Annotated in this window: 23 protein-coding genes; 12 read left to right on the forward strand and 11 right to left on the reverse strand. The window is 44.7% G+C overall.

From position 1 onward, the window contains the following. The 8 genes from mreC (at position 1) to pckA (ending at position 9,186) form a co-directional block, all read left to right on the forward strand. Complete coding sequence (gene mreC, locus B143_RS0106685; protein ID WP_008315344.1) at positions 1-879, forward strand: rod shape-determining protein MreC; 879 nt, start codon at positions 1-3, stop codon at positions 877-879. Further along, entirely contained in the window at positions 876-1,358 is a 483-nt protein-coding gene (mreD, locus tag B143_RS0106690; protein ID WP_008315345.1) for a rod shape-determining protein MreD, read from the forward strand. The genes mreC and mreD overlap by 4 nt, the downstream gene beginning before the upstream one ends. Before the next feature lie 90 nt (positions 1,359-1,448). Next, a complete protein-coding gene (gene mrdA / locus B143_RS0106695; protein ID WP_246534919.1) occupies positions 1,449-3,284 on the forward strand; it encodes a penicillin-binding protein 2 in 1,836 nt (611 codons plus the stop codon). Then, positions 3,284-4,420: a rod shape-determining protein RodA gene (rodA, locus tag B143_RS0106700; protein ID WP_018122684.1), complete on the forward strand. Its 1,137-nt coding sequence runs from the start codon at positions 3,284-3,286 to the stop codon at positions 4,418-4,420. Before mrdA ends, rodA begins: the two co-directional genes overlap by 1 nt. Next, on the forward strand, positions 4,417-5,451 hold the full coding sequence (mltB, locus tag B143_RS0106705) for a lytic murein transglycosylase B (RefSeq protein WP_018122685.1): 1,035 nt from the start codon (positions 4,417-4,419) through the stop codon (positions 5,449-5,451). Before rodA ends, mltB begins: the two co-directional genes overlap by 4 nt. Further along, entirely contained in the window at positions 5,451-6,293 is an 843-nt protein-coding gene (locus tag B143_RS0106710) for a septal ring lytic transglycosylase RlpA family protein (protein WP_018122686.1), read from the forward strand. The genes mltB and B143_RS0106710 overlap by 1 nt, the downstream gene beginning before the upstream one ends. Before the next feature lie 15 nt (positions 6,294-6,308). After that, the gene (locus B143_RS0106715; protein WP_008315352.1) at positions 6,309-7,469 is read left to right on the forward strand and encodes a D-alanyl-D-alanine carboxypeptidase family protein; all 1,161 of its coding nucleotides are present in this window, start codon (positions 6,309-6,311) and stop codon (positions 7,467-7,469) included. A 103-nt stretch (positions 7,470-7,572) separates the two neighbouring features. Then, complete coding sequence (gene pckA / locus B143_RS0106720) at positions 7,573-9,186, forward strand: phosphoenolpyruvate carboxykinase (ATP) (RefSeq protein WP_008315353.1); 1,614 nt, start codon at positions 7,573-7,575, stop codon at positions 9,184-9,186. 50 nt (positions 9,187-9,236) lie between these two features. Here pckA and B143_RS0106725 read toward each other — a convergent pair whose 3' ends face one another. Genes B143_RS0106725 through pilB form a run of 4 tightly spaced genes read right to left on the reverse strand, consistent with a single transcriptional unit; the run spans position 9,237 to position 13,075 of the window. Then, on the reverse strand, positions 9,237-10,274 hold the full coding sequence (locus B143_RS0106725) for a methyltransferase (protein WP_018122687.1): 1,038 nt from the start codon (positions 10,272-10,274) through the stop codon (positions 9,237-9,239). Further along, complete coding sequence (locus tag B143_RS0106730; protein WP_018122688.1) at positions 10,271-10,960, reverse strand: pseudouridine synthase; 690 nt, start codon at positions 10,958-10,960, stop codon at positions 10,271-10,273. Before B143_RS0106730 ends, B143_RS0106725 begins: the two co-directional genes overlap by 4 nt. Before the next feature lie 3 nt (positions 10,961-10,963). Then, positions 10,964-11,347 carry a RidA family protein gene (locus tag B143_RS0106735; RefSeq protein ID WP_026165756.1) on the reverse strand — a complete coding sequence of 128 codons (384 nt, stop codon included), beginning with the start codon at positions 11,345-11,347 and terminating at the stop codon, positions 10,964-10,966. 36 nt (positions 11,348-11,383) lie between these two features. Beyond that, the gene (gene pilB / locus B143_RS0106740) at positions 11,384-13,075 is read right to left on the reverse strand and encodes a type IV-A pilus assembly ATPase PilB (protein WP_008315358.1); all 1,692 of its coding nucleotides are present in this window, start codon (positions 13,073-13,075) and stop codon (positions 11,384-11,386) included. Positions 13,076-13,276: 201 nt separating this feature from the next. Here pilB and B143_RS0106745 point away from each other — a divergent pair, with 201 nt between their 5' ends. From B143_RS0106745 to B143_RS0106760, 4 genes are read left to right on the forward strand one after another with little or no spacing between them, the layout of a single operon-like run. Beyond that, on the forward strand, positions 13,277-14,239 hold the full coding sequence (locus B143_RS0106745) for a PhoH family protein (protein WP_008315359.1): 963 nt from the start codon (positions 13,277-13,279) through the stop codon (positions 14,237-14,239). Continuing rightward, on the forward strand, positions 14,232-14,699 hold the full coding sequence (gene ybeY, locus B143_RS0106750; RefSeq protein WP_018122690.1) for an rRNA maturation RNase YbeY: 468 nt from the start codon (positions 14,232-14,234) through the stop codon (positions 14,697-14,699). Before B143_RS0106745 ends, ybeY begins: the two co-directional genes overlap by 8 nt. 28 nt (positions 14,700-14,727) lie before the next feature. After that, the gene (putP, locus tag B143_RS0106755; RefSeq protein WP_018122691.1) at positions 14,728-16,290 is read left to right on the forward strand and encodes a sodium/proline symporter PutP; all 1,563 of its coding nucleotides are present in this window, start codon (positions 14,728-14,730) and stop codon (positions 16,288-16,290) included. 48 nt (positions 16,291-16,338) lie between these two features. Further along, positions 16,339-17,346 (forward strand): glycosyltransferase family 2 protein, encoded by a 1,008-nt coding sequence (locus B143_RS0106760; protein WP_018122692.1) that lies wholly within the window; start codon positions 16,339-16,341, stop codon positions 17,344-17,346. Between the two features lie 51 nt (positions 17,347-17,397). Here the strand turns inward: B143_RS0106760 and htpX are convergent, their stop codons facing one another. The 7 genes from htpX to pyrE form a co-directional block, all read right to left on the reverse strand. Continuing rightward, a complete protein-coding gene (gene htpX / locus B143_RS0106765) occupies positions 17,398-18,282 on the reverse strand; it encodes a protease HtpX (RefSeq protein WP_018122693.1) in 885 nt (294 codons plus the stop codon). Between the two features lie 40 nt (positions 18,283-18,322). After that, positions 18,323-19,576, reverse strand: a complete 1,254-nt coding sequence (locus tag B143_RS0106770) for an O-antigen ligase family protein (RefSeq protein ID WP_018122694.1) — start codon at positions 19,574-19,576, stop codon at positions 18,323-18,325. Next, on the reverse strand, positions 19,573-20,409 hold the full coding sequence (locus B143_RS0106775) for an ELM1/GtrOC1 family putative glycosyltransferase (protein WP_248647512.1): 837 nt from the start codon (positions 20,407-20,409) through the stop codon (positions 19,573-19,575). Before B143_RS0106775 ends, B143_RS0106770 begins: the two co-directional genes overlap by 4 nt. Before the next feature lie 65 nt (positions 20,410-20,474). Continuing rightward, positions 20,475-20,831 carry a 50S ribosomal protein L19 gene (gene rplS, locus B143_RS0106780; protein ID WP_008315375.1) on the reverse strand — a complete coding sequence of 119 codons (357 nt, stop codon included), beginning with the start codon at positions 20,829-20,831 and terminating at the stop codon, positions 20,475-20,477. Between the two features lie 110 nt (positions 20,832-20,941). Then, positions 20,942-21,559, reverse strand: coding sequence for an L-threonylcarbamoyladenylate synthase (locus tag B143_RS0106785; protein ID WP_008315376.1), 618 nt, complete (start codon positions 21,557-21,559; stop codon positions 20,942-20,944). 22 nt (positions 21,560-21,581) lie between these two features. Beyond that, complete coding sequence (locus B143_RS0106790; RefSeq protein WP_018122696.1) at positions 21,582-22,184, reverse strand: NUDIX domain-containing protein; 603 nt, start codon at positions 22,182-22,184, stop codon at positions 21,582-21,584. A gap of 1 nt (position 22,185) precedes the next feature. Further along, entirely contained in the window at positions 22,186-22,827 is a 642-nt protein-coding gene (gene pyrE / locus B143_RS0106795; RefSeq protein ID WP_018122697.1) for an orotate phosphoribosyltransferase, read from the reverse strand. Between the last annotated feature and the right edge of the window lie 44 nt (positions 22,828-22,871).

The following is a 22,871-nucleotide window of genomic DNA, read 5'->3' on the forward strand; positions in this document are numbered from 1 at the left end:
ATGACACAATCAAGCGCGCAAAAAAAGCAACTGATTCCGAACCAGAGCATCATCACCATTAAAATGGTGATTGCTGTGCTCGCGTCAGTTGTTTTGTTATATTTAGATGCGCGCACGCTGCACACGATGCCCATTAAATCATCAGTCAATGCGGTCATTTATCCCATTAAATTATTGGCAGAGTTGCCAAGCTCACTCGGCAAGCAGATTAAAATCTGGGCCAGTGATAAAAAAGAGCTCATCGACACCATCGAGCAATTACAAAATCGCCAATATATTTTAGAGTTTGAAGTGCAGCGCAATGCAAGTTTACTGGCTGAAAATCGTCGTTTACGTATGCTATTGCGCTCTTCAAATACGTTGCAATATCCCTCGATCATTGCAGAGATCATGAGCACAAACACCAACCCTTATCGCTTCATTGTTGAGCTCAATCGCGGCAGCAATGATGCCGTTGAAGTGCATCAACCCATCATTGATACCTCTGGCGTCATCGGGCAGATCATTGAGGTCAATCCCCGTTCAAGTAAAGCGATTTTAATCTCAGATCCTCAACACATTTTTTCTGTGCAAGTCAATCGCAATGGCATCCGCGGTCTTGCCCAAGGCACCGGCAACAGTCAATCATTAAACATTTTAAACATCCCCATAGATGAAGACATTAAAGTGGGGGATTTATTGATCTCTTCAGGCTTAGATCAACGCTTCCCACAAGGTTATCCTGTGGCGATTGTCACCAGCATTGAGCATGATCCCACCAATCACTTTGCCAAAATCAGCGCAAAGCCCACCGCAGAACTCAATAAAACGCGCGAAGTCTTGGTGCTCAAATCCATCGAACCTGATTTATCCCCACTGCCTGAGGCTGCGGCACAATGAAGTACTATATTTTATTGATTGTTTCCATTGTATTAGGGTTGTCGTTAGAGCTCATTTCGCTCTCAAATTACCTTGAACCCTTTCGCCCACAATTTTTATTGATGATCACGCTCTTTTGGCTCCATTACACCAAAAAACAATTCAGCATCCTCTCTGCGTGGAGTGTGGGTTTACTCTTAGACATCACCCTCTTTTATCCGCTTGGGCTCAATGCACTCATTTTCGCCATCACCGCTTACATCACAAAGCGCCACAACAAATGGCTCAACAGAATTTCCATCGGTCAGCTATCCTTAGCTTTTATGGGCTTTTATGTGTTACAAGTGTTACTCTCATTGATCATCAATAACATGGTGGGCAACACCAATGAGTTTAACTTCTGGATGTTTGGTTCCATTGTCACCTCCGCCCTCATTTGGCCATTGATTCTGACGTTATTGAACGAAGCTTGTCATATACTGAAGATCCCTTCTCGATAAAAACGTATGGTATTTTTCTCTAAAGTCATTGCGCGAAAAAAACGAAGTAAAGCAAAATTACAGATCATTTTTCGCAATCGCGTCCTGTTCATGCTGATCATCATCATTGCATGCTTTACGCTGCTGCTGACGCAGCTCTTTCATTTGCAAATCAATTTGCACCATAAATATGCCACCATGTCGGACTCTAACCGCATCCAGCTCATTCCGATGCCGCCAACTCGTGGACAAATCTTTGATCGCAATGGTGTGGTGCTCGCCACAAATGTGCCCTCATTTAATCTGACCATCACGCGTCAAAACACCTCAAAACCAGTGGCAGAGATCATCGAAACACTGTCGCAATGGGTGGATATTTCTGAGCAAGAGCTCAATAAATATTATCGCACCGATCGCGTCACTGCTCGCCAAACACCTGTGCCCTTAAAAGAGCAGCTCACTGAAGCTGAGATCAATCGCTTATCGGTCAATCTCTATCAGCTCGATGGCGTGGACATCTCCTCCCAACTCACGCGCTTTTATCCTGAATATAATACGGCGGTTCATGCACTCGGCTATGTTGGGCGGATCGATCAAAACGACATGAAGGACATCGAGGCAAAAAACATCCAAAACCAATACCTTACCCTCACTCACATTGGTAAAAAAGGAGCAGAAAAAAGCTTTGAAGATGTTTTGCGTGGCACCATGGGTTTTGAAGAAGTGGAAACCAACTCCAATGGCCGCATCATTCGCCGTTTAGAACAAACATTGCCAACGCCAGGGCGTGACATCTATCTGACCCTAGACATGCGTCTACAAAAAGTGGCAGAAGAGGTGCTCGGTGATCACACAGGTGCCATTGTGGCATTTGATCCCAAAACTGGCGAAGTGCTTGCGTTTGTCTCAAAGCCTAATTACAACCCCAATCTTTTCGTCAATGGCATCAGCCATAAAGACTTTGATGATTTAAACAGCAATCCTGATAAACCTTTCTTAAATCGAGTCATGCAAGGGCGCTATCCGCCAGGCTCCACCATTAAGCCACAAATTGCCTTAGCCGGTTTAGAGGCAGGCATCATCACGGCAACCTCCCACATCAATTGCCAAGGCTTTTTCCAAGTGCCTGGCAATAAACATAAATTCCGCGATTGGCGCCGTTGGGGGCATGGGAAAGTGAATTTATACCTATCTCTCGTGCAATCGTGCGATGTTTATTATTATGATCTTGCTTATAAAATGGGCATTACACCCATGACGGATTTTTTAAAGCAGTTCTATTTAGGCCAGCCCACTGGCATTGATTTACTGGGGGAAAGCCGCGGCGTGCTGCCGACGCCTGAATATAAACGTTTGAACTTCAATCAACCTTGGTTTGATGGGGAAACCGTCACGGCGGGCATTGGGCAAAGTTACTGGCTGACCACGCCCTTACAAGTCAACCAAGCCACCACAATTGTCGCCCAGCGTGGCAATGCATTTGTGCCCCATATTTTGCATTCCATCCGCAATCCTAGCACCAATGAAATGGTGATCAATGAACCCGTGCCCATTGAACCCATACACGTCAGTCGCCCTGAATATTGGCAAAGTATCATCGATGGCATGGTGGGTGTTGTGCATGACAATAAAGGCACTGCGCGGCGCATCGCCACCGGTTTAAATTATAAGATTGCCGGTAAATCAGGGACCGCACAAGTCAAATCCATTGCCCAAAATGCTGTTTACAATAAAGATGCATTGGCGAAAAAACATCATGATCATGCATGGTTCACAGCCTTTGCCCCAGCGAATGATCCTAGCATTGTGGTGACAGTCTTTTTAGAAAATGGCGGATCGGGCTCAGGCGTTGCCGCGCCGCTCGCTAAAGAGGTGATCCATGCCTGGATGACGCACTTTAAAGCCCCCCTACAAACCCCTAAAACCAATGCAAAGGCAGGTGAATAATGCAACGCTTTGACGCACATCTCGCCCCTAGACCCAAAGGTTTATTGGCGCTTTTTCATTTAGACACCACGCTATTTTTACTGCTATTGACCGTCTGCGCCTGTGGCCTTGCGATTTTATACAGTGCCTCTGGCGGTAACTTTAACATTGTACAAGCCCAAGCGTTACGCATGATCATCGGCATCATCGCCATGATGATCATCGCTTTCATTCCGCCTCATGTGATCAAAAGCCTAACGCCCTACTTTTTTGGCATCACCCTCATTGCGCTTGCCCTTATTTATGTGGTGGGCGTTGAGGTCAATGGCTCACACCGTTGGCTTGATTTAAAGGTGGTGCGTTTTCAACCCTCTGAATTTGCTAAATTAGCCGCCCCAATGATGGTGGCATATTTTCTGAGCAATCGCAGTTTACCACCGAGTTTTATCAACATCATATTGGCACTCATCATCACCCTTGTGCCCTTTGCATTGGTGTTGCGTCAGCCCGATTTAGGCACAGCGCTTTTGATTCTCTTTGCCTGCATCACGGTGCTTTTTTTCAGTGGTTTATTGTGGCGTTACATCATCGCAACCCTTGTGATTGTCGGCAGTGCGCTGCCGTTTGTGTGGGAATTTGGGTTACAAACCTATCAAAAAAGCCGCATTTTAACGCTGCTCAATCCTGAATCTGATCCGCTTGGCAAGGGTTATCAAATCATTCAATCTAAAATTGCCATTGGCTCAGGCGGCATGTATGGCAAAGGCTGGCTGAACAGCACACAAGCCTCCTTAAAATTCCTACCAGAATCCTCCACCGATTTTATCTACGCCATCACCGCTGAAGAATTTGGTTTTGTGGGCATCGCCTTTTTGTTATCCTTGTACTTTATGATCATTTTGCGTGCCTTTTACTTAGTCAATCGATCCACAACGCCCTTTAATAAACTGATTGGCGGATCAATTACGGCATGCTTCTTCTTTTACATCTTCGTCAATGCTGGCATGGTCAGCGGTTTATTACCAATTGTGGGCGTGCCATTGCCCTTCATCAGTTACGGGGGCACATCCATTGTGACCTTGTTCATCTCATTTGGTATAATCATGAGCATTTTCGCCCACCCCGAGCCTAAAAAAGAAAAGGAATACACAACGTGAAACGACTCAATCTATGGTTAGCCTGTTCAACGATCCTATTCATCAGTGCATGCTCAACCGCACCGACACCAACGCGCACAGCACATCCTGAGCAAGCGGTGCCCCGCGCACAAACTCATTTAGCAGAACGGGCAGATGTGGCAAATTTCATTGAAAAAACCCATCAATCCACCGGCATTGATCAAGCATGGCTCACACAAACCATGAACCGTGCATCCATTAAACCCACGATTGTTGAGGCGATGAATCGCCCTGCGGAAAAAATGAATTGGGGTCGCTATCGCCCTATTTTCATGACAGAACAGCGCATCAATCAAGGGGTGGCGTTTTATCATCAATATCAATCCGCCTTAGAACGTGCTGAACGCGAATATGGCGTCTCTGCTTCTGTGATTGCCGCCATCATTGGTGTAGAAACCGGTTATGGCACCAATAAAGGCAATTGGGCTGTTGTAGATGCACTCGCAACCTTGAGCTTTGAATATCCGCGTCGTGCTGAGTTCTTCTCTAAAGAACTTGCCAATTTCCTTAAAATCGCTTACAGCATGAAACGTGATCCCTTCAGCTTTAAAGGCTCCTATGCTGGCGCAATGGGTTATCCGCAATTTATGCCCTCAAGCTATTTACAATATGCGGTTGATTTTGATGGCGATGGCGTGAAAGATTTATGGGACAATCCTGTGGATGCCATTGGCTCTGTGGCCAACTATTTATCTAAACATGGTTGGCAGCGCAATGGTCCATTGATTGCTAAAGTCGATGTCACCAATCCTCAGGCAGTGGCCAGCTATTTCCAACGTGGGCGCGTATTGCCACCGAAAACAAGCCTAGCGAAGCTTAAATCCTTAGGCGTTAAAACCAATCTGACCACCACTCTACCTGTGACTTTGATGGACTTTGAAGTCTCCCCAAATCATTATGAATATTGGTTAGGTTTCCATAACTTCTATGTGATCACCCGTTACAACCACTCAAATATGTATGCGTTGGCGGTTTCTCAATTGGCCAATGCCATCAACGAAAGAAAATAATGATGCGTAAACCTCTGTTACTTGTCGCCGCTTTAGTCCCGCTCATCATTGCAGGCTGTAGCAGTGCACCAAAAACCGAACAAAACAGCCATGGTGCCGTGCCGAAAAAAGAGCCTGTCAGTAAATATGGCAACCCGAAAAGCTATCAAGCCCTTGGGCAGACGTATCATGTCAAAGAAACCTCAAAAGGCTACAGCGAAACGGGCATTGCTTCTTGGTATGGGAAAGATTTCCATGCTAAGCGCACTTCAAGCGGCACGCCTTATAATATGCATGCTTATTCAGCGGCGCATCGCACATTGCCCATCCCCACTTATGTGCAAGTGACGAACCTTGAAAATGGTAAATCCGTCAATGTGCGCGTTGATGATCGCGGACCTTTTGCGAAAGGCCGCATCATTGATCTGTCCTATCAAGCCGCTAAAGATTTGGGCATGATCGGCAAAGGGACAGCGAAAGTGCGCGTGGTGGCATTAAAGCCTTACCAACACTTAAACTCTGAAAAAGCAGCCTATGGGCACACATACATTCCAGAAGCCACCGATGTGATCTCCGATTCCCATGGTGATCCTTTGGTCAATAATGATGCGCCAATCTTGCCAAAGCATGATGCTAATGGCAATTACACCATTCAGCTCAATGCTTACAGCAGCCCTTACAATGCGAGCAATTTTAAAGAGCAAATTCAACAAGCCTATCAATTACCCACCGAAGTTCATTACGACGGACAGTTTTACCGCGTGATTGTTCATCGTTATAATACCCAACAAGCAGCCGATGAAGCAGCATTGGCCCTCAAAAAAGAGGGTTTATCGGCAAAAACCTTCCACATTCAGTCATAAACATAGAGTCGATTCATGAAAAAAATTCTACTGGTTTGTCTTTCGATTTTTTCAACTGCGAGCTTTGCTCAGCAATTGCCCCCGATTCACGTCAATGTCCCCGTCAAAGCATGGGTGATCATGGATTATGACACTGGCGAAATCTTAGCCGATTACAATGGCAAAGAGCGCCTTGAGCCTGCAAGTGTCACTAAAGTGATGACAAGCTATCTCATCGCCGAAGCGTTAGACAAAGGCGTCATTGCGCCCGATGCTAAAGTGAGCATCTCGCCATATGCCCAATCTCAAGAAGGTTCACGCATGTTTGCAGAAGCTGGCACACAGATCACCGTGCATGATTTAGTGCTTGGCCTTGTGATTCAATCAGGCAATGATTCATCGATTGCTTTAGCGGAATATTTACGTGGCAGTGAGCCAAATTTTGCCGTTGAGATGAACAAAAAAGCCAAAGAACTTGGCATGAATGACACCAATTTCATGAATGCTTCAGGTTTACCGCATCCGAATCATTACAGCAGCGCCTATGATCTTGCCGTTTTGTCGCGCCATTTGATTCAAGATTTCCCAGAACATTATGAAATCTACTCACACAAATCCTTCACATGGAATGGCATCACGCAAAAGAACCGCAACACTTTATTGTGGACAGACCCAAGTGTGGATGGCATCAAAACAGGTCACACCCGTTCAGCGGGCTATAACTTAGCCTCAAGCGCCATTCGTAATGGCTTTCGCGTGATTGTTGTGGTGCTTGGCACAAACAGCGAAAAAGAGCGCGCTCAGTTATCGACAGAGCTTTTGAACTATGCGTTTATGAACTTTGAGCACAAAAAATTATACGATGCTGACCAGGTCATTTTACAATCCCCCATTCATGAAGGGGAAAGCAACAGCGTGAATTTAGTGTCGGATAAAAACATCTACATCACTTATCCGCGTGGTCAATATGACAATTTACGTGCAAGCGTTGAGGTGAAAAAACCCCTCATTGCGCCTGTCGAAAAAGGTCAAAAAATTGGCGAATTCATCGTTAAAAATGGCACACAAACCATTTTAAACACCCCACTTTATGCACAAGAAACCGTCGAACAAGCAAGCTTTATGAAGCGTTATTGGGATCAGTTTAAATACAAATTCCAAAACAAATTCCAAAAGCTAAAAGCACAAATCATGTGATCGAAATAACTCGAACTATTTGTAGTAAACTTGTAGCATTCTTGTATAATATTCAACTTTATTATTTAACTTTATTACACTGACACTCATCCTGGAGATTGAAATGATCGATAAGATTAAGGCCTTTTTGCAATCACACAATATTGTAGCATCGGAGATTATTTATAATCCGAGTTATGATGTGCTGTTTGAGGCAGAAATGGATCCATCATTAACTGGCTATGAAAAAGCAACCTTAACCAATCTAGGTGCGCTGGCAGTGGATACAGGTATTTTCACTGGTCGTTCCCCAAAAGATAAATTCATCGTCAAAGATGCAACCACTGAAAACACTTTATGGTGGAATGGTACCGGTGGCGTTAAAAATGATAATGATCCCATTACGCAAGAAGTGTGGACAGAGTTAAAAGATGTGGTCACGCATCAATTGACAGGCAAAAAACTCTACATCATCGATGCATTTTGTGGTGCAAACAAAGACACACGTTTAAGCGTACGCTTCATCACAGAAGTGGCATGGCAAGCACATTTTGTGAAAAACATGTTCATTCGTCCAACGGAAGAAGAGCTCAAAACATTTGAACCTAACTTCACCGTGATGAATGGCGCAAAATGTACTGATGAAAACTGGAAAGAACACGGTTTACACTCAGAAAACTTCGTGGCATTTAACTTAACTGAAAATGTTCAATTGATCGGTGGTACATGGTATGGCGGCGAGATGAAAAAAGGTCTCTTCTCTGTCATGAACTACTTATTGCCATTAAAAGGCATTGCCTCCATGCACTGCTCTGCAAACGTGGGTAAAGATGGCGATGTGGCGATTTTCTTTGGTTTATCTGGCACAGGTAAAACCACATTGTCGACAGATCCAAACCGCGAATTGATCGGTGATGATGAACACGGCTGGGATGATGATGGTGTGTTTAACTTTGAAGGTGGCTGCTATGCAAAAACCATCAATTTATCTAAAGATCACGAACCTGAAATTTATGGCGCGATCCGCCGTGATGCATTGTTAGAAAACGTTGTGGTGTTAGAAGATGGCACAGTAGATTTCAACGATGGTTCTAAAACAGAAAATACGCGTGTGTCTTACCCGATTAACCACATTGAAAACATTGTGGAGCCGATCTCTAAAGCAGGTCCTGCACAAAAAGTGATCTTCTTAACGGCGGATGCATTTGGCGTGTTCCCACCGGTGTCTAAATTAACCCCAGAGCAAACGCAATACTACTTCTTATCAGGCTTTACTTCTAAAGTTGCCGGTACAGAACGCGGCATTACTGAGCCAACACCCACATTCTCAGCATGTTTTGGCGCGGCATTCTTATTGCTTCACCCAACACAATACTCAGATGTATTGGTGAAGAAAATGCAAGAATCAGGCGCAGAAGCTTACTTAGTGAACACAGGTTGGAACGGTACAGGCAAACGCATCTCATTGAAAGATACGCGCACCATCATCAATTCCATCATCAGTGGTGAAATTGATCAGTTGCCTTCTAAACATATTCCTATCTTCAATTTAGAAGTGCCAACTGAATTGCCAAATGTTGACCCTAAATTGTTAGATCCACGTGATACGTATGCCAATGCCGCTGAATGGGAAGCAAAAGCAGATGATTTAGCGAGCCGCTTCATCAAAAACTTTGCCCAATACACAGACACAGATTTAGGCAAATCTTTAGTGGCTGCAGGTCCACAAAAAGATTAATGCATCTCTAATCTAATAAAAAACCCTCAATGTTGAGGGTTTTTTTATGCTCATCGATTGAGCTTTAAGATTTTAAATTGATGATCCTCATCAATCTTCGTCAATTGTAGCCCTGTGCCTTTAATGAGGTGCTCGACTTTTAAAAATCGATTCATCACAAGCCACGCTTGCCCTTTTCTAGTGAGCAAACGCTCAATGGTGGCTAAGAACTTCAATGTTAAGGCTTCAGAGGTGTCAAAACCTTGATGAAAAGGCGGATTACACACAATCATTTCAAAGCTGCGATCAGCTAAAGTCTGCCCGCAATCAGCCAAAATCACTTCACCTTGTACGCCATTTTCTGCAAAGTTTAAGCGGCACATCTCAACTGCGGTGACGTTATTGTCCGTCGCCACATAATGGGTTGCCGGAAAGTGCTGCGCTAAACGCAGAGCAATCAAACCATTGCCGCAGCCTAAATCTAATACTGTCGTTGGCAAAGTCGAAAGATTCTCTAACATCACATCGCACAGCCATGCACTGCCCGCATCGATCTTCTCTGCCCCATACACACCTGCTTTGCCCACAATCATTAAACCTAAATCATTGGCAACATTGAGGGTGTTTTGATAGCCACGATCTTCAATCGCCGCTGCGTTGGCCGTAGTGACGCTAAACTCTGCAATGCGTAGCCCTTTGCCTAATAACTCTTGCTCAATAAGTTCACCGGTGGCTTTTTCAATCTTTTTAAAGGTGTTTTTAATTCCTTCATCGTTAAAGCCCACGCAAATTAAGCGCCCATTTCGCTTTAAGACACGCAATGATTCACGCACCATATGATTGAGCAATGCTTTGGATTTAGGCACGCGCAAATACACTGCATCAATGCTATGATCGGCGTACGATGCGCAATCATAATCCGATAAATTCACCGTGCAATGCTCAGCTAAGTAATCTGCAATGTCAATGCGGTTGGTGATGGCATCTGTCACATTGATCATCAATGGGCGATTTGCCACATCATAATTTTCATCCACAAACCAAAGACTTTGATCAAAGGTTTGATGGGCAGCGCGCTGATAAAGGGCGCTAAATGCATCTTGCATCATGCAAACTCCTCAATCTCTGCTTCTGTTAATACTCGGTAATCCCCTTCAGCGAGATCGCCAAGGGTGATGGCACCAATTTGTAAACGGTGCAAATCAATCACTTCATTGTCCACAGCTTTGAGCATGCGTTTGACTTGATGGAATTTGCCTTCACAAATGGACAGCTCAATTTCATTGTCTGCTAAACGCACCACTGTCGCGGGCAATGTGGTTTCACCATTGCCAAGGGTGACGCCTTTTTCTAAGGCAGCAATGGCCTCATCTGACAATGGCATTTGTGTCATCACGCGATAACGCTTAAAGCAGGCTTGGCTTGGGTGCGCGACTCTGTGCGACCATTGACCATTATTCGTGATGAGCACTAAGCCCGTGGTGTCCACATCTAAGCGCCCTGCGCAATGCATCTCCACATGGCTAAAATCTTCTAACAATTGATAAATGGGAATGCCGCCATCATGAATGTGGCTAGACACATAACCCTTCGGTTTATTGAGCATCCAATAGTAGAATTCTTGGTAAACAAGTGGCTCTTGGCCATAAAAAACTCGATCCACAGCAAGATCGAGTTGATGTTTTGCTTGTTTGACCATTTCCCCATTGACGCTCACTTGTTTGCTTTTAAGAATGCTTCTGGCCGTTTGACGAGAAACCCCTAAAGTCTTTTGTAGGAATTGATCTAAACGCATAAATTATGGGACATACGCAATCAGTTCAACTTCGCACAATACATCTTTTGGCAAACGCGCCACTTCGAAGCATGAACGTGCAGGCAAGCTTTCACCTAAATAATGAGCATAGATTTCGTTAAATGCTGCGAAATCTTCCATATTGTCTAAATAGCAGGTGGCTTTGATCACTGTATCAAAGCTTGCGCCAGCTTCTTCAAGCACGGCACGTAAATTTTCAAATACGCGCTGGGCTTGAGTTTTCACATCATTGCCCACAACAGCGCCGCTGTCTGGATCTAATGGGATTTGACCCGATGTGAACAATAAATCTTTAAACACTTGTGCTTGTGAATAAGGGCCAACGGCTTTTGGCGCTTTTGGTGAATCAATCACTTTTTTCATCATAGTCTCCATATCATTAACTTAAACAAGACCGCATCATTAATCCGTGGTGACACGCAATAACTCATCGATGCTGGTCACCCCTTCTACTACTTTTTTGATGGCAGATTGACGAATGCTATCCACCCCTTCTAAACGAGCCTGTTCTGCAATATCAACGGCACTCGCTTTGTCTAAAATCATGCGCTCCATGGTATCAGAAATGGGCATCACTTCATAAATACCGACGCGACCTTTATAGCCTTTGTTACACATCTCACAGCCCACAGGACCATAAATTTGTCCCGCAGCTTGCATCGCAGAAAAGCCTAAGCTTTCCAACACTTTTGACTCAATGCGCACCGGCTCCTTACAGTAAGAACATAAACGGCGGGCTAAGCGCTGCGCGATGATCAAATGCACAGTTGAGGCAATATTGAAAGTTTCCACGCCCATGTTGATCAAACGGGTGAGGGTTTCAGGCGCTGAGTTCGTATGCAAGGTTGATAACACCAAGTGACCCGTTTGCGCCGCTTTAATGGCAATGTCCGCCGTTTCTAAGTCACGAATCTCACCCACCATGATGATGTCCGGATCTTGACGCAGGAAGGATTTCAATGCCGCCGCAAAGTTCAGCCCCACTTTTGGATTCACTGGCACCTGATTGATGCCCTCTAAGTTGATCTCAACAGGATCTTCTGCAGTGGAAATATTGGTGGTCGGCTGATTGAGAATGCCTAAACAGGTGTAAAGCGTCACCGTTTTACCAGAACCTGTGGGCCCTGTGACCAAAATCATCCCTTGTGGCTTTTGAATGGCTTCTAGAATGTTTTTCTTTTGAATGTCACTGAAACCCAAAATCTCAATGTTAAGGTTCGCAGCCGAGCTGTCTAAAATACGCATAACAATCTTCTCGCCCCAAAGGGTCGGACAGATGCTCACACGAAAGTCAATGATGCGGCCTTTCAAATCCACTTTAATGCGACCATCTTGTGGCACGCGTTTTTCAGTGATGTCTAATTGGGACATGACTTTAATACGCGCCGCAATTTGATCTCTAAAGCTATCTGGCGGTGTATACACCTCTTGCAAGACGCCATCAATGCGAAAGCGCACGCGATAACTGTGTTCATACGGTTCAAAGTGCAAATCCGATACGCCGCGCGTAATGGCATCGGCCAATACGCCGTTAATGAAGCGCACGATCGGCGAATTGTCTTTATCACTCATTAAGTTATAAGTGACCGATGCATCCGGATCTGTGGTTTCTTCTTTCTTTTGCGTCTCCATTTGGGTGAAGATGCTTTGCAACTTCTCACGGTTCACGCCGCCATACGATTCAAAGTGTGCCACCAATTGCATGGGCGCCACTAAAATGGGCTCAATGATGGCGCGTGACTTAAAGCGCAATGTTTCAAGCATGCGGCTATCCGTCGGATCCGCCACCGCCACATAAAGCGTGCCATTTTTCATACGAAGTGGAAACACAAGGTTTTTTTCCATCTCTTCTGTGGACAACAGCTCAGGCGGTTTTGTGCGTAGATCAAACGCTCTAAAGTCAAAACGCGGCAAGTTTGACAAACTTTGCGTCACTTCAAACAGCGCTTGCGGCGCAATGTTCAAGGTGATCAATGCTCGCATTAAGGAGCATTTATCGGCCTGCATGATGGTATCGGCTCGGTCTAAGTGCGCTTCGGTCACCAATCCTTTTTCCATCAATGCCTTCACAAGGCCATTGTGCATCAATCGCATCAATGAAGGACTCTTCGGTTGCGCTGCATCATTCGTATTATTTTGCGTTGGATTTATAGCCACACCAGATTCTCACTTTTAAAGGTCAATCGATTCATGGGTTTGATTATAGCGAATTATTGCCACCTTAGAAATAGAGATGCACTCTTTCTTCTAGGGGCGTTGGGTGTATAATGGTTTCCTTTTGGATATGGTAGATGAATGATTGAGCTGACTTTTCCAGACAACAATGAACGCCTCGCAAATCTCTGTGGCAATTTAAATGCCCATTTACATTTAGTGGAGAGACATTTTGCTGTGGAGATTGCCAATCGTGGCACTCAATTTAAAATCATTGGGGAAGAAAAAGCCGAAGCTGCGGCAAAATTGGTTTTAGAACACCTTTATGATGCCACAGCGGAAGAAATTTTAGATGAAGACGTGGTGCGTTTAACCCTTCATGGCGCGAACTTTGATGTTGCCTCTGCCATCAATACGGCACACACTCAGCGCAAAGAGGTGGTCTTAAAAAATAAGCGTGGCATGATCCGCGGGCGCAGCCTCAATCAACAACAATATCTCAATGAAATTTCAGAAAATGCCATCAACTTTGGCATTGGCCCTGCCGGTACCGGTAAAACATTTTTAGCGGTGGCCTCGGCCGTGGATGCCTTAGAGCGCCAAACCATTCGCCGCATCATTTTAGTGCGCCCTGCGGTTGAAGCCGGCGAGCGTTTAGGCTTTTTACCGGGTGATTTGACACAAAAAGTCGATCCATATTTGCGCCCTTTATATGATGCATTGTATGAAATGCTTGGTTTTGAAACGGTGCTCAAACTCATCGAGCGCAACGTGATCGAGATTGCCCCCCTTGCTTTTATGCGTGGTCGCACTTTAAACGATGCCTTCATTATTTTAGATGAAGCGCAAAACACAACCGTTGAACAGATGAAAATGTTCCTCACCCGTTTAGGGTTTAACTCAACAGCGGTGATCACAGGCGACATTTCCCAAATTGACTTACCTAAACATGTCAAATCAGGGCTTAAAAATGCCATGCATGTGCTTGAGGGCGTCGAAGGCATCTCCATGACGTTCTTTGATTCAAAAGACGTAGTGCGCCATCCGCTTGTGGCCAAAATCATCAATGCCTATCAAAAGGCTGAGGACAACAGTCATGAGTGATTTAGTGTTAGATGTACAAAATGCATCCACCCATCCAAGCATCCCAACGGATGATCAATTGGCTGTTTGGGTCAATAATGCCCTGTCCTTCATCGCCATTGATGAGCCAACTGTAGAGCTCACCATTCGTTTTGCAGATGATGAGGAGATTCAAGCCCTCAACCACACCTATCGCGCCAAAGATAAGCCCACCAATGTACTCTCTTTTCCTTCAACATGTAATCTGCCAGAGAGTGATGTCTATTTTCTTGGGGATTTAATCATCTGTTTGAGCGTGGTGGAAGCGGAAGCCATTGAGCAAGAAAAAACCTTCGACCATCACTTAGCCCACATGGTGACACATGGTGTCTTGCACCTTTTAGGCTATGATCACATCATCGATGAAGAGGCCGAAGAGATGGAAAGTTTGGAAATTGAGATTTTAGAGGCGTTATCCATCAAAAATCCTTACGAAATTTGAGTATAATGTCACCTCCTAGGAGGTAGACATGTCATTTAACCCATTAACCATTACATTTTTCTTATACATATTTGCGATGATCGCCATTGGCTTCATCGCTTATCGCGCCACGCAAAATTTATCCGATTATATTTTAGGGGGTCGCAGCCTCGGCAGTGTGGTCACGGCATTATCTGCCGGCGCCTCTGACATGAGCGGCTGGCTCTTAATGGGCTTACCCGGTGCGATTTATTTAGCAGGCTTATCAGAATCATGGATCGCCATCGGCTTAACCCTCGGTGCGTATTTAAACTGGCTATTTGTGGCAGGACGCCTTCGCGTCTTTACTGAATTCAATAACAATGCCTTAACATTGCCAGACTATTTTCATAGCCGTTTTGAAGATGACAAGCGCTTATTGAAAATTTTTGCTGCCCTCATCATTCTATTCTTCTTTTTGATCTACTGTGCTTCTGGCATTGTGGCGGGTGCGCGCTTATTCCAAAGCACCTTTAACATGAATTATGATACGGCTCTTTGGGTGGGCGCTTTGGCAACCATTTTATATGTATTCATTGGGGGCTTTTTAGCCGTCAGTTGGACAGACACCATTCAAGCGACTTTGATGATCTTTGCCTTGCTTTTATTGCCCACCATGGTGATCCTCTCCTTGTCTGACCTTCCGCAAACGATGGAGATCGTATTAAAAGAAAATCCTAACTTCATGAACATCTTCCACAACATGACCACCATCGGCATCATCTCCCTTTTAGCATGGGGATTGGGTTATTTTGGTCAGCCACACATTTTGGTGCGCTTTATGGCGGCTGAATCTGTGAACACCATTCCAAAAGCCCGCCGCATCTCCATCACCTGGATGGCCTTGTGTCTATTTGGCGCCATCTGCATTGGCTTTTTTGGCCGCGCATACTTCACGCAAAATGCAGCCATTGCTGGCATCGTCAATGGTGATTCTGAAAAAGTCTTTATGGAATTGGCCAAATACCTACTCAATCCTTGGGTGGCAGGCATTGTGTTATCCGGTGTATTGGCAGCAGTGATGAGTACGTTGAGCTGTCAGCTCCTTGTATCATCAAGCGCCTTAACTGAAGATTTATACAAAGGATTCTTTAGACGCAATGCCTCAGATAGAGAGCTTGTGTGGGTCGGTCGCTTTATGGTGTTCATGATTGCAGCGATCGCCATCTTCATTGCCAAAGATCCAAACAGTAAAGTCTTATCCTTAGTTTCCTACGCTTGGGCAGGCTTTGGGGCAGCATTTGGTCCTGTGGTGATTTTATCCCTCTTATGGAAAGGCATGACGCGTAATGGTGCTTTAGCGGGCATGATCGTGGGTGCATTGTCGGTGATTGTGTATAAAAACATCGTCCCGATTTACATCTCTATCACTTATGGCGGCTTAACAGATGATCAATACCAAAACATCAGCCAAGGCCTATTTGACAGCGTGCCGATTTTATCATTGTATGAAATCATCCCAGGCTTCATTTTAGCCACGATCGCCATTGTGGTGTTCAGCAAAATCGGTCAACCTGCATCAAAGTCTATGCAGCAGCGCTTTGATGATGCCACAAAAGCTTACTTACAATAATCCTTGATTTGCCCCTTCATTGGGGCAATTTTTTAATGGAGATTTTTTATGAAAAGTGTTGGCATCATTGTTGTATTTTACAATCTCTCTGATTATGTCACATCTTGCTTAACGGCAATCGCTGAGCAAAGTCATGCAGATTTTACCTGCTACTGCATTGATGATTGTTCCACCGATGACACATTTGTAAAGCTCACGGCCTTTAGCGAAAAAGATCCACGCTTTGTGGCCATACAAAATGAGCGCAATTATGGCTCACCGTGCCATTCGCGCAATGTGGGTCTAGAAAAAATACAACAGTGCGATTACTTCATGATTCTCGATGGCGATGATTTGCTGCATCCTGAGGCTTTACAAGTGAGCTTATCCGTCATTGAATCCTCTGACACCCTCGATTGCGTGGCGTTTGATAAGGTTTTATTCAGTGATGAGGATCACATTCAGCCCGTTGCGATTCCTTCGCCTTTGCCTGTGACGGTTTATTCCGATGGCTTTGTGCGCTTTTTAGATAAAGATGCCCATTCGCCGCAAGCAAATGTTTGGAATAAACTCTACCGAACCGAGCGCTATCGTCATGAGCGCTTTTGTGAAGAGATCTTCTATGAAGATGATGTGCTCTACACACTGCAAATCCTCGCAAACACGCGCGATTATGCCTTCATTGATTTGCCGCTCTATTTTTATCGCAGACACCCAAGCAGTGTGACGTCAAGTTTAAAACACCAACGTTATCTCAATGATGCCACGCGCCGCCTGCAATATACGTATGATTACTTTTTTAAAGCGCCGCGCATTTCTCAAGCAATGGCTGCACGCCTTAAACAACAGATGGCAGAGGATGCGTATCGTATGCTTGTGAGCAAGATCATCCGTAAAACTAAAGAACCTGAACTCAAAGCCGTGCTTTTCCCGATTGCTCAAGCAAACTTTACCCACTTAATCACAGAACAAATGATCGATTTACAGGATTTATCCTTCATCAAACGCATCATTGCCAAGCGCTTTTTAAACAACCACATCAAATCCGCTTGGCTGCTTGCAAAAATTTTTGGCTGATGCATAAAAAAACCGTTGAATCATCAACGGTTTTTTATTCAATTCACTTCATTAACGCTGCTGTAAACGCAAAGCGTCAATGCGCTCTTCTAATGGTGGATGCGTACTGAATAAGTTCGCAACTTTACCAGAGATGCCAAATGCAGCCATATTGCCCGGCAAATCTTCGTTCGCATGACCGCGCTGTAAGGCTTGCAATGCACCAATCATTTTATCGCGCCCTGCTAAACGTGCGCCGCCTTCATCGGCTTTAAACTCACGCTTACGGCTGAACCACGCCACAATGATGCTCGCTAAGAAGCCAAAAATGATCTGCAATACAAAAGAGACAATGAAGAATGTGCCGCTGTTTTCAACTGGTGCTTCATCATCATTATTCCCTTGTAAGGCTGATGTGATGATGTTCGCCACAATGCGTGATAAGAAGATCACAAAGGTATTCACCACGCCTTGGATTAAAGTCAATGTCACCATGTCACCATTGGCAACGTGGGCAACTTCATGACCGAGCACCGCTTCGATTTCATCTCGATTCATTGTGTGCAATAAACCTGTGCTGACAGCAACAAGGGCTGCATTTTTATTCGCACCCGTTGCAAAGGCATTCGGATCAGCTGATTCAAAAATACCCACATCCGGCAAACCAATGCCCGCTGCTTTTGCTTGGCGATGCACTGTGTCCACAAGCCATGCTTCCATTTGGTTAGAAGGTTCCGTAATAATGTGCACACCCATGCCATGGATGGCCATTTTTTTTGACATCAACAAAGAGATGATGGAACCTGTAAAACCCACCACCGCTGCGGCAAGCAACATTGGCAATAAACCTTGACCACCGTTTAACGCACCGCTCAAACCCGTAACAGATAAAATCACTGTGATGACTGCAATCACCGCAACGTTCGTCACTGTCCATAATAAAATACGTTTAAACATACAATTCCCTCTTAAAAACTCAATCGATTCATTAATGCCATCAGTTTAGTCTATTTTCAAGTGCCTCGTCAGCCTTACGGCGTAAAAATCTTTCGCGTAAGCCCAAGATCAAAGGCACCCAAATCAATACTGCCCAAAAGCTGCCATAAAATGCCACATGGGTATTGATCGGCATCATGGCGATGAACGCCACCGCCAACCATACTGAAAAATAGGGGGCAGACAACAACAGCCACAATACACTCAGCACCACAACGAGGTAACAGATAAAGCCCAAAGTACCCGTTTCTGACAATACTTCTAAACCATGAAAATGCGGGAAAAACGCCTCATCATGCGCGCCTTTTAGCTCTTGGGGCTGCTCTGTAAAGGTTTGATGAAAGCTGCCTGTGCCTGCGCCAATCACAGGATATTCTTGATAATGTTTCCAAGCAAATTCCCACAACACTAAGCGTGCCGAAGATAGTTTATCAAACCATTCATAACTGCCAAATTCCACAGTGGCTGCACCATTTGGATTCACCAAGCGATTTTTCACCATCGGAATTTGTGTGATGCCCCCTGCAACAACGACACACAATCCCAATGCCACAATGACACGCTTCCAAGAGATCTTTTGATGAATCAACAACCACAACAGCAATAATCCACCGCTGACCAATAAAGAGACCCAACCTGCGCGCGCACCGGCCACAAAAATGGCGATCAAAGCACAGGCTGTAATGACTAACCATGCAAAGCGTCCGCGCTCTTTAGCCACAAAGCTCTGATAAGTTTGATAGAAGATGATGGGCGTTAATGTGCCGAGCACATAGCCTAAATGGTAAAACTGAAAGAGCCCCATAATGCGTTCGCGATCACGACTCGCGCCCGTTAAATGATAACCGGTGAGCCATTCAATCACAGCATCCACAGAGATCAAGGCAATGAAGCCCAACACGGCCCAGCGAATTTTCTCCACAGAACTTTGTGTTAAGACAATCGCCAACCCGCCAATGAAGAAAAAGCGGCTGATATTGAGCACAGTGCGCCAACTATCTTTCGGGGTTAAACTACCAATGGCAGAAATCACCACCGGCACAAACAGCAGTAAAAACAGCCATAAAAATTGGGATGATTTTAAGTAATTGATCACTTCACAGCGATGGCGAATCAATACATAAATGCCCCATAAGGCCGTGGCGATCACAACGCCATTAAAAATCCCCATCTTGGCAATGTATAGCCAAAACATGGCGGAGAAGAAAAAAATGGCCACCTTTTGTGGTAAGCCGCACGATTTCTCTAATGTCATTCAAAAAGCCCCATTGCTAATAATTGTTGTGCCACGCGCCCCGATTCGTTTAAGCGCGTGCTCATTAAATGTGGTAATTGCTGTAAATTTTCCGCCATTTTACCGGTTAAGCCCGCCACTGCAATCACTTTTGTATCACAGCCTGCACTTAAAGCCTCAAACACCATGGAGACAGAATCTGCCGTTACCCATGCATGTTGACTCTCTAGTAACGTTTTAGGCAGCCAATCACTTGGTAAATTTGCCACATCATGGCACTCAATCGCGGCTTTTAATGCCTCTGGCATCTTGTTTAAAAAGTCAGCAGGTGTGCGCCTTGACGTGGATAAAATCATCCGGCCATCAGCCGTTTTCACCCAATCGATGAGCTGCTGATAAATGTCTTCATTACGCCAAGCGCAATGTTCACTCGGACCACCAATTAGAATCACCGTTTGTGGGATTTTATCGACTGCTTGAAGGGAAAGCACATTCATCGCGCCTTCTGTCACCAATACATTTTGACCGGTCACATGATCATGACGCGGCACAATGCAATGATCAAACCATGATTTTGGCAATGAGGGTTTCATGATGACAATGCTTTTAGCCTGATAACGCAAGCGATAATAGAGTAAGGCAAAATGTGTGCGATGCCCTGCCCCAATGACGATGGCATTTTTCTCAATGGATGATGCGCATTTTCCACCGCTCAATAGACATTGCCATAAGGAAAATACTGGCAACCATGTAATGTTGGCAGGCACGAGCATTTGCAATGCTCTGGCTAAACCTTCCGTTTGGCGCTGATGCCCCATTTTGCCATCTGTGATGCAATAAATTTGTTTGACCATGTTTTTTCGCCCCATAAACAAAAACCCTAGAACAAGCTAGGGTTTTTGCTGAGATGATTCGAAAATTATTTCGCTTTGATTGTAAGTTTCTCTTTAATACGAGCTGCCTTACCTTCAAGATTACGAAGATAGTAAATCTTCGCTTTACGAACATCACCGCGACGTTTAACGCTTAATGATGCGATCAATGGGCTGTATGTTTGGAACGTACGTTCTACACCAACACCATGAGAAATTTTACGAACTGTGAAAGCAGAACCCATACCGCGATTACGCTTAGCGATCACTACGCCTTCGAATGCTTGAACACGTTCACGGTTTCCTTCTTTAACTTTTACATTAACGATAACCGTATCCCCTGTTGAAAACTCAGGAAGTTCACGGTTCATCATCTCTTGCTCTAATTGCTGTACGATATTCATAATTGATAAACCTATTACTCAAAACCAACTATTTGGTAACCATAAAAAGGAAAGCATTGTATACCATTTAAAATTAAATTGCATATTTTTTACATCATACGCAATAAAATTTAAACAAATAGATCAATCGCTCCCTCACCTTCGCGGATAATTTCTGGCACACCAGATGTTAAATCAATCACTGTCGTGGGCAAGTGACTACAGTCACCGGCATCAATGATTGCATCGACGCGTTTTTCTAACAAATCCTCGATCTGATAAATTTCCCGTAAATCTTCCGCCGAATAGTTAGGCAAGGTCACTGTTGTGCTCAACAAAGGCTCGCCTAACGCTTCTAACAAATCCTGAGTGATCTTATGCTTTGGCACGCGTAAACCAATGGTTTTACGTTTGGGCGTCAATAGTTTTTTCGGAATGTCTTTCGACCCCTTTAAAATGAATGTATACGCCCCCGGTAACACCGCGCGCAACAAACGATATTGACTGTTATCCACCATGGCATACGTGGCCAATTCTGATAAATCACGACACACCAAAGAGAAAAAATGGTCATCATCCACCTCACGAATTTGGCGAATGCGTTCCATACCACTTTGATTTCCAAGCATACAACAAAAGCTGTAACTAGAATCGGTCGGATAAATCACAATTCCACCCGCACGCAAAATCTCCACCGCTTGATTGATCAAACGCGCTTGGGGATTGTCAGGATGAATGTGCAAAATCATAATAACCTCAAAATTATTGTGTCTATTTTTGATACGACTGATAATTCAGCGCCAACCATTGTAACGCAATAATGGTGGAAGCGGTTTGAATTTCTCCATTATTGAGACGATTCATGGCTTCGGTGCGGCTGATGACAAAGGCTTCAATGTCCTCTTTCTCCTCACAAAGCCCATAATAACCGCCTGCTGCGGATAAATCACACACCGCTGCAAAAAGATACATGTATTCATTGCTGCCGCCCACAGATGGAAAAAATTCACCAATGTGACGCAAATGTGTCAGCGATAAACCGGCTTCTTCATACGCTTCACGCACTGCAACATCTTTCACATCTTCCCCAGCTTTATCAATGAGCCCTGCGATCAATTCAACCACCCACGGATGCTCAGTGTGCCCGATCGCTGCGATGCGAAGCTGACGAATCAATAACACTTGATCCGTCACAGGATCATACGGCAACACCGCAACGGCATCTTTGCGCACAAAGATCTCGCGGCGCACATCCTCAATCATCTCGCCTTCAAAGGTTGGATGATCAAAAATGAGCTCATCCACTTTATAAAAGCCATCAAACAAGCGTTTATAGGATTTAACGTGAATCTTAGCTTGATCTGGCGCTGACATTTTATACTCCGTATTGTGCGCGGTATGCTTTCATATTTGCCAATGTTTCGGCATGCTCACCGCTTTGTTCTAAATATTGGATCAAATCGCTCATGGTGATCAATGCGCTCACATGTAAGCCGAACGTTTCGCGAATCTCTTGGACGGCAGACAATTCTGTTTTGCCGCGCTCTTCACGATCAAGCATCAACACAACCGCTGTTGGCTTTGCGCCTGCTTTTTCGATCAATTCAATCGATTCACGGATGGCTGTGCCTGCCGTCATCACATCATCGATCAATAACACATTGCCCGTTAATGCAGAACCCACAATCATGCCGCCTTCGCCATGATCTTTCGCCTCTTTGCGGTTAAAGCTCCAAGGATAGTTTTGACCAAATTTGTTATACAATGCAGAAACCGCAGATGAGACCAATGGAATGCCTTTGTACGCAGGGCCAAACATCATGTCAAATGACAAACCTGCCTCGTTGATCATCGTGGCATAGAATTCACCAAGCTTTGCCAATGCTTCACCTGTATTGAATGCGCCTGCATTGAAAAAATACGGGCTGACGCGGCCTGATTTTAAAGTGAACTCGCCGAACTTTAACGCATTGTATTGAATCGCTAATTCGATGAATGCTTTTTGATGATCCTTCATAATAAATCCTAACTCAACTGATACACGAAAAAAAAGCCATGAAC

The sequence above is a fragment of the Wohlfahrtiimonas chitiniclastica DSM 18708 genome, assembly GCF_000375345.1.
Taxonomy (GTDB): Bacteria; Pseudomonadota; Gammaproteobacteria; order Cardiobacteriales; family Wohlfahrtiimonadaceae; genus Wohlfahrtiimonas; species Wohlfahrtiimonas chitiniclastica.

Excerpts from the sequence above, each read along its gene's own strand:
- rodA (WP_018122684.1), top strand. The coding sequence starts at position 3,284 with ATGCAACGCTTTGACGCACATCTCGCCCCTAGACCCAAAGGTTTATTG.
- ybeY (WP_018122690.1), top strand. The coding sequence starts at position 14,232 with ATGAGTGATTTAGTGTTAGATGTACAAAATGCATCCACCCATCCAAGC.
- rplS (WP_008315375.1), bottom strand. The coding sequence starts at position 20,831 with ATGAATATCGTACAGCAATTAGAGCAAGAGATGATGAACCGTGAACTT.
- B143_RS0106730 (WP_018122688.1), bottom strand. The coding sequence starts at position 10,960 with ATGCGTTTAGATCAATTCCTACAAAAGACTTTAGGGGTTTCTCGTCAA.
- B143_RS0106785 (WP_008315376.1), bottom strand. The coding sequence starts at position 21,559 with ATGATTTTGCACATTCATCCTGACAATCCCCAAGCGCGTTTGATCAAT.
- putP (WP_018122691.1), top strand. The coding sequence starts at position 14,728 with ATGTCATTTAACCCATTAACCATTACATTTTTCTTATACATATTTGCG.
- B143_RS0106710 (WP_018122686.1), top strand. The coding sequence starts at position 5,451 with ATGATGCGTAAACCTCTGTTACTTGTCGCCGCTTTAGTCCCGCTCATC.
- pilB (WP_008315358.1), bottom strand. The coding sequence starts at position 13,075 with ATGCGATTGATGCACAATGGCCTTGTGAAGGCATTGATGGAAAAAGGA.
- B143_RS0106790 (WP_018122696.1), bottom strand. The coding sequence starts at position 22,184 with ATGTCAGCGCCAGATCAAGCTAAGATTCACGTTAAATCCTATAAACGC.
- B143_RS0106725 (WP_018122687.1), bottom strand. The coding sequence starts at position 10,274 with ATGATGCAAGATGCATTTAGCGCCCTTTATCAGCGCGCTGCCCATCAA.
- mreC (WP_008315344.1), top strand. The coding sequence starts at position 1 with ATGACACAATCAAGCGCGCAAAAAAAGCAACTGATTCCGAACCAGAGC.
- B143_RS0106760 (WP_018122692.1), top strand. The coding sequence starts at position 16,339 with ATGAAAAGTGTTGGCATCATTGTTGTATTTTACAATCTCTCTGATTAT.
- B143_RS0106770 (WP_018122694.1), bottom strand. The coding sequence starts at position 19,576 with ATGACATTAGAGAAATCGTGCGGCTTACCACAAAAGGTGGCCATTTTT.
- B143_RS0106745 (WP_008315359.1), top strand. The coding sequence starts at position 13,277 with ATGATTGAGCTGACTTTTCCAGACAACAATGAACGCCTCGCAAATCTC.
- pyrE (WP_018122697.1), bottom strand. The coding sequence starts at position 22,827 with ATGAAGGATCATCAAAAAGCATTCATCGAATTAGCGATTCAATACAAT.
- mreD (WP_008315345.1), top strand. The coding sequence starts at position 876 with ATGAAGTACTATATTTTATTGATTGTTTCCATTGTATTAGGGTTGTCG.
- B143_RS0106775 (WP_248647512.1), bottom strand. The coding sequence starts at position 20,409 with ATGGTCAAACAAATTTATTGCATCACAGATGGCAAAATGGGGCATCAG.
- htpX (WP_018122693.1), bottom strand. The coding sequence starts at position 18,282 with ATGTTTAAACGTATTTTATTATGGACAGTGACGAACGTTGCGGTGATT.
- B143_RS0106715 (WP_008315352.1), top strand. The coding sequence starts at position 6,309 with ATGAAAAAAATTCTACTGGTTTGTCTTTCGATTTTTTCAACTGCGAGC.
- mrdA (WP_246534919.1), top strand. The coding sequence starts at position 1,449 with ATGCTGATCATCATCATTGCATGCTTTACGCTGCTGCTGACGCAGCTC.
- B143_RS0106735 (WP_026165756.1), bottom strand. The coding sequence starts at position 11,347 with ATGATGAAAAAAGTGATTGATTCACCAAAAGCGCCAAAAGCCGTTGGC.
- pckA (WP_008315353.1), top strand. The coding sequence starts at position 7,573 with ATGATCGATAAGATTAAGGCCTTTTTGCAATCACACAATATTGTAGCA.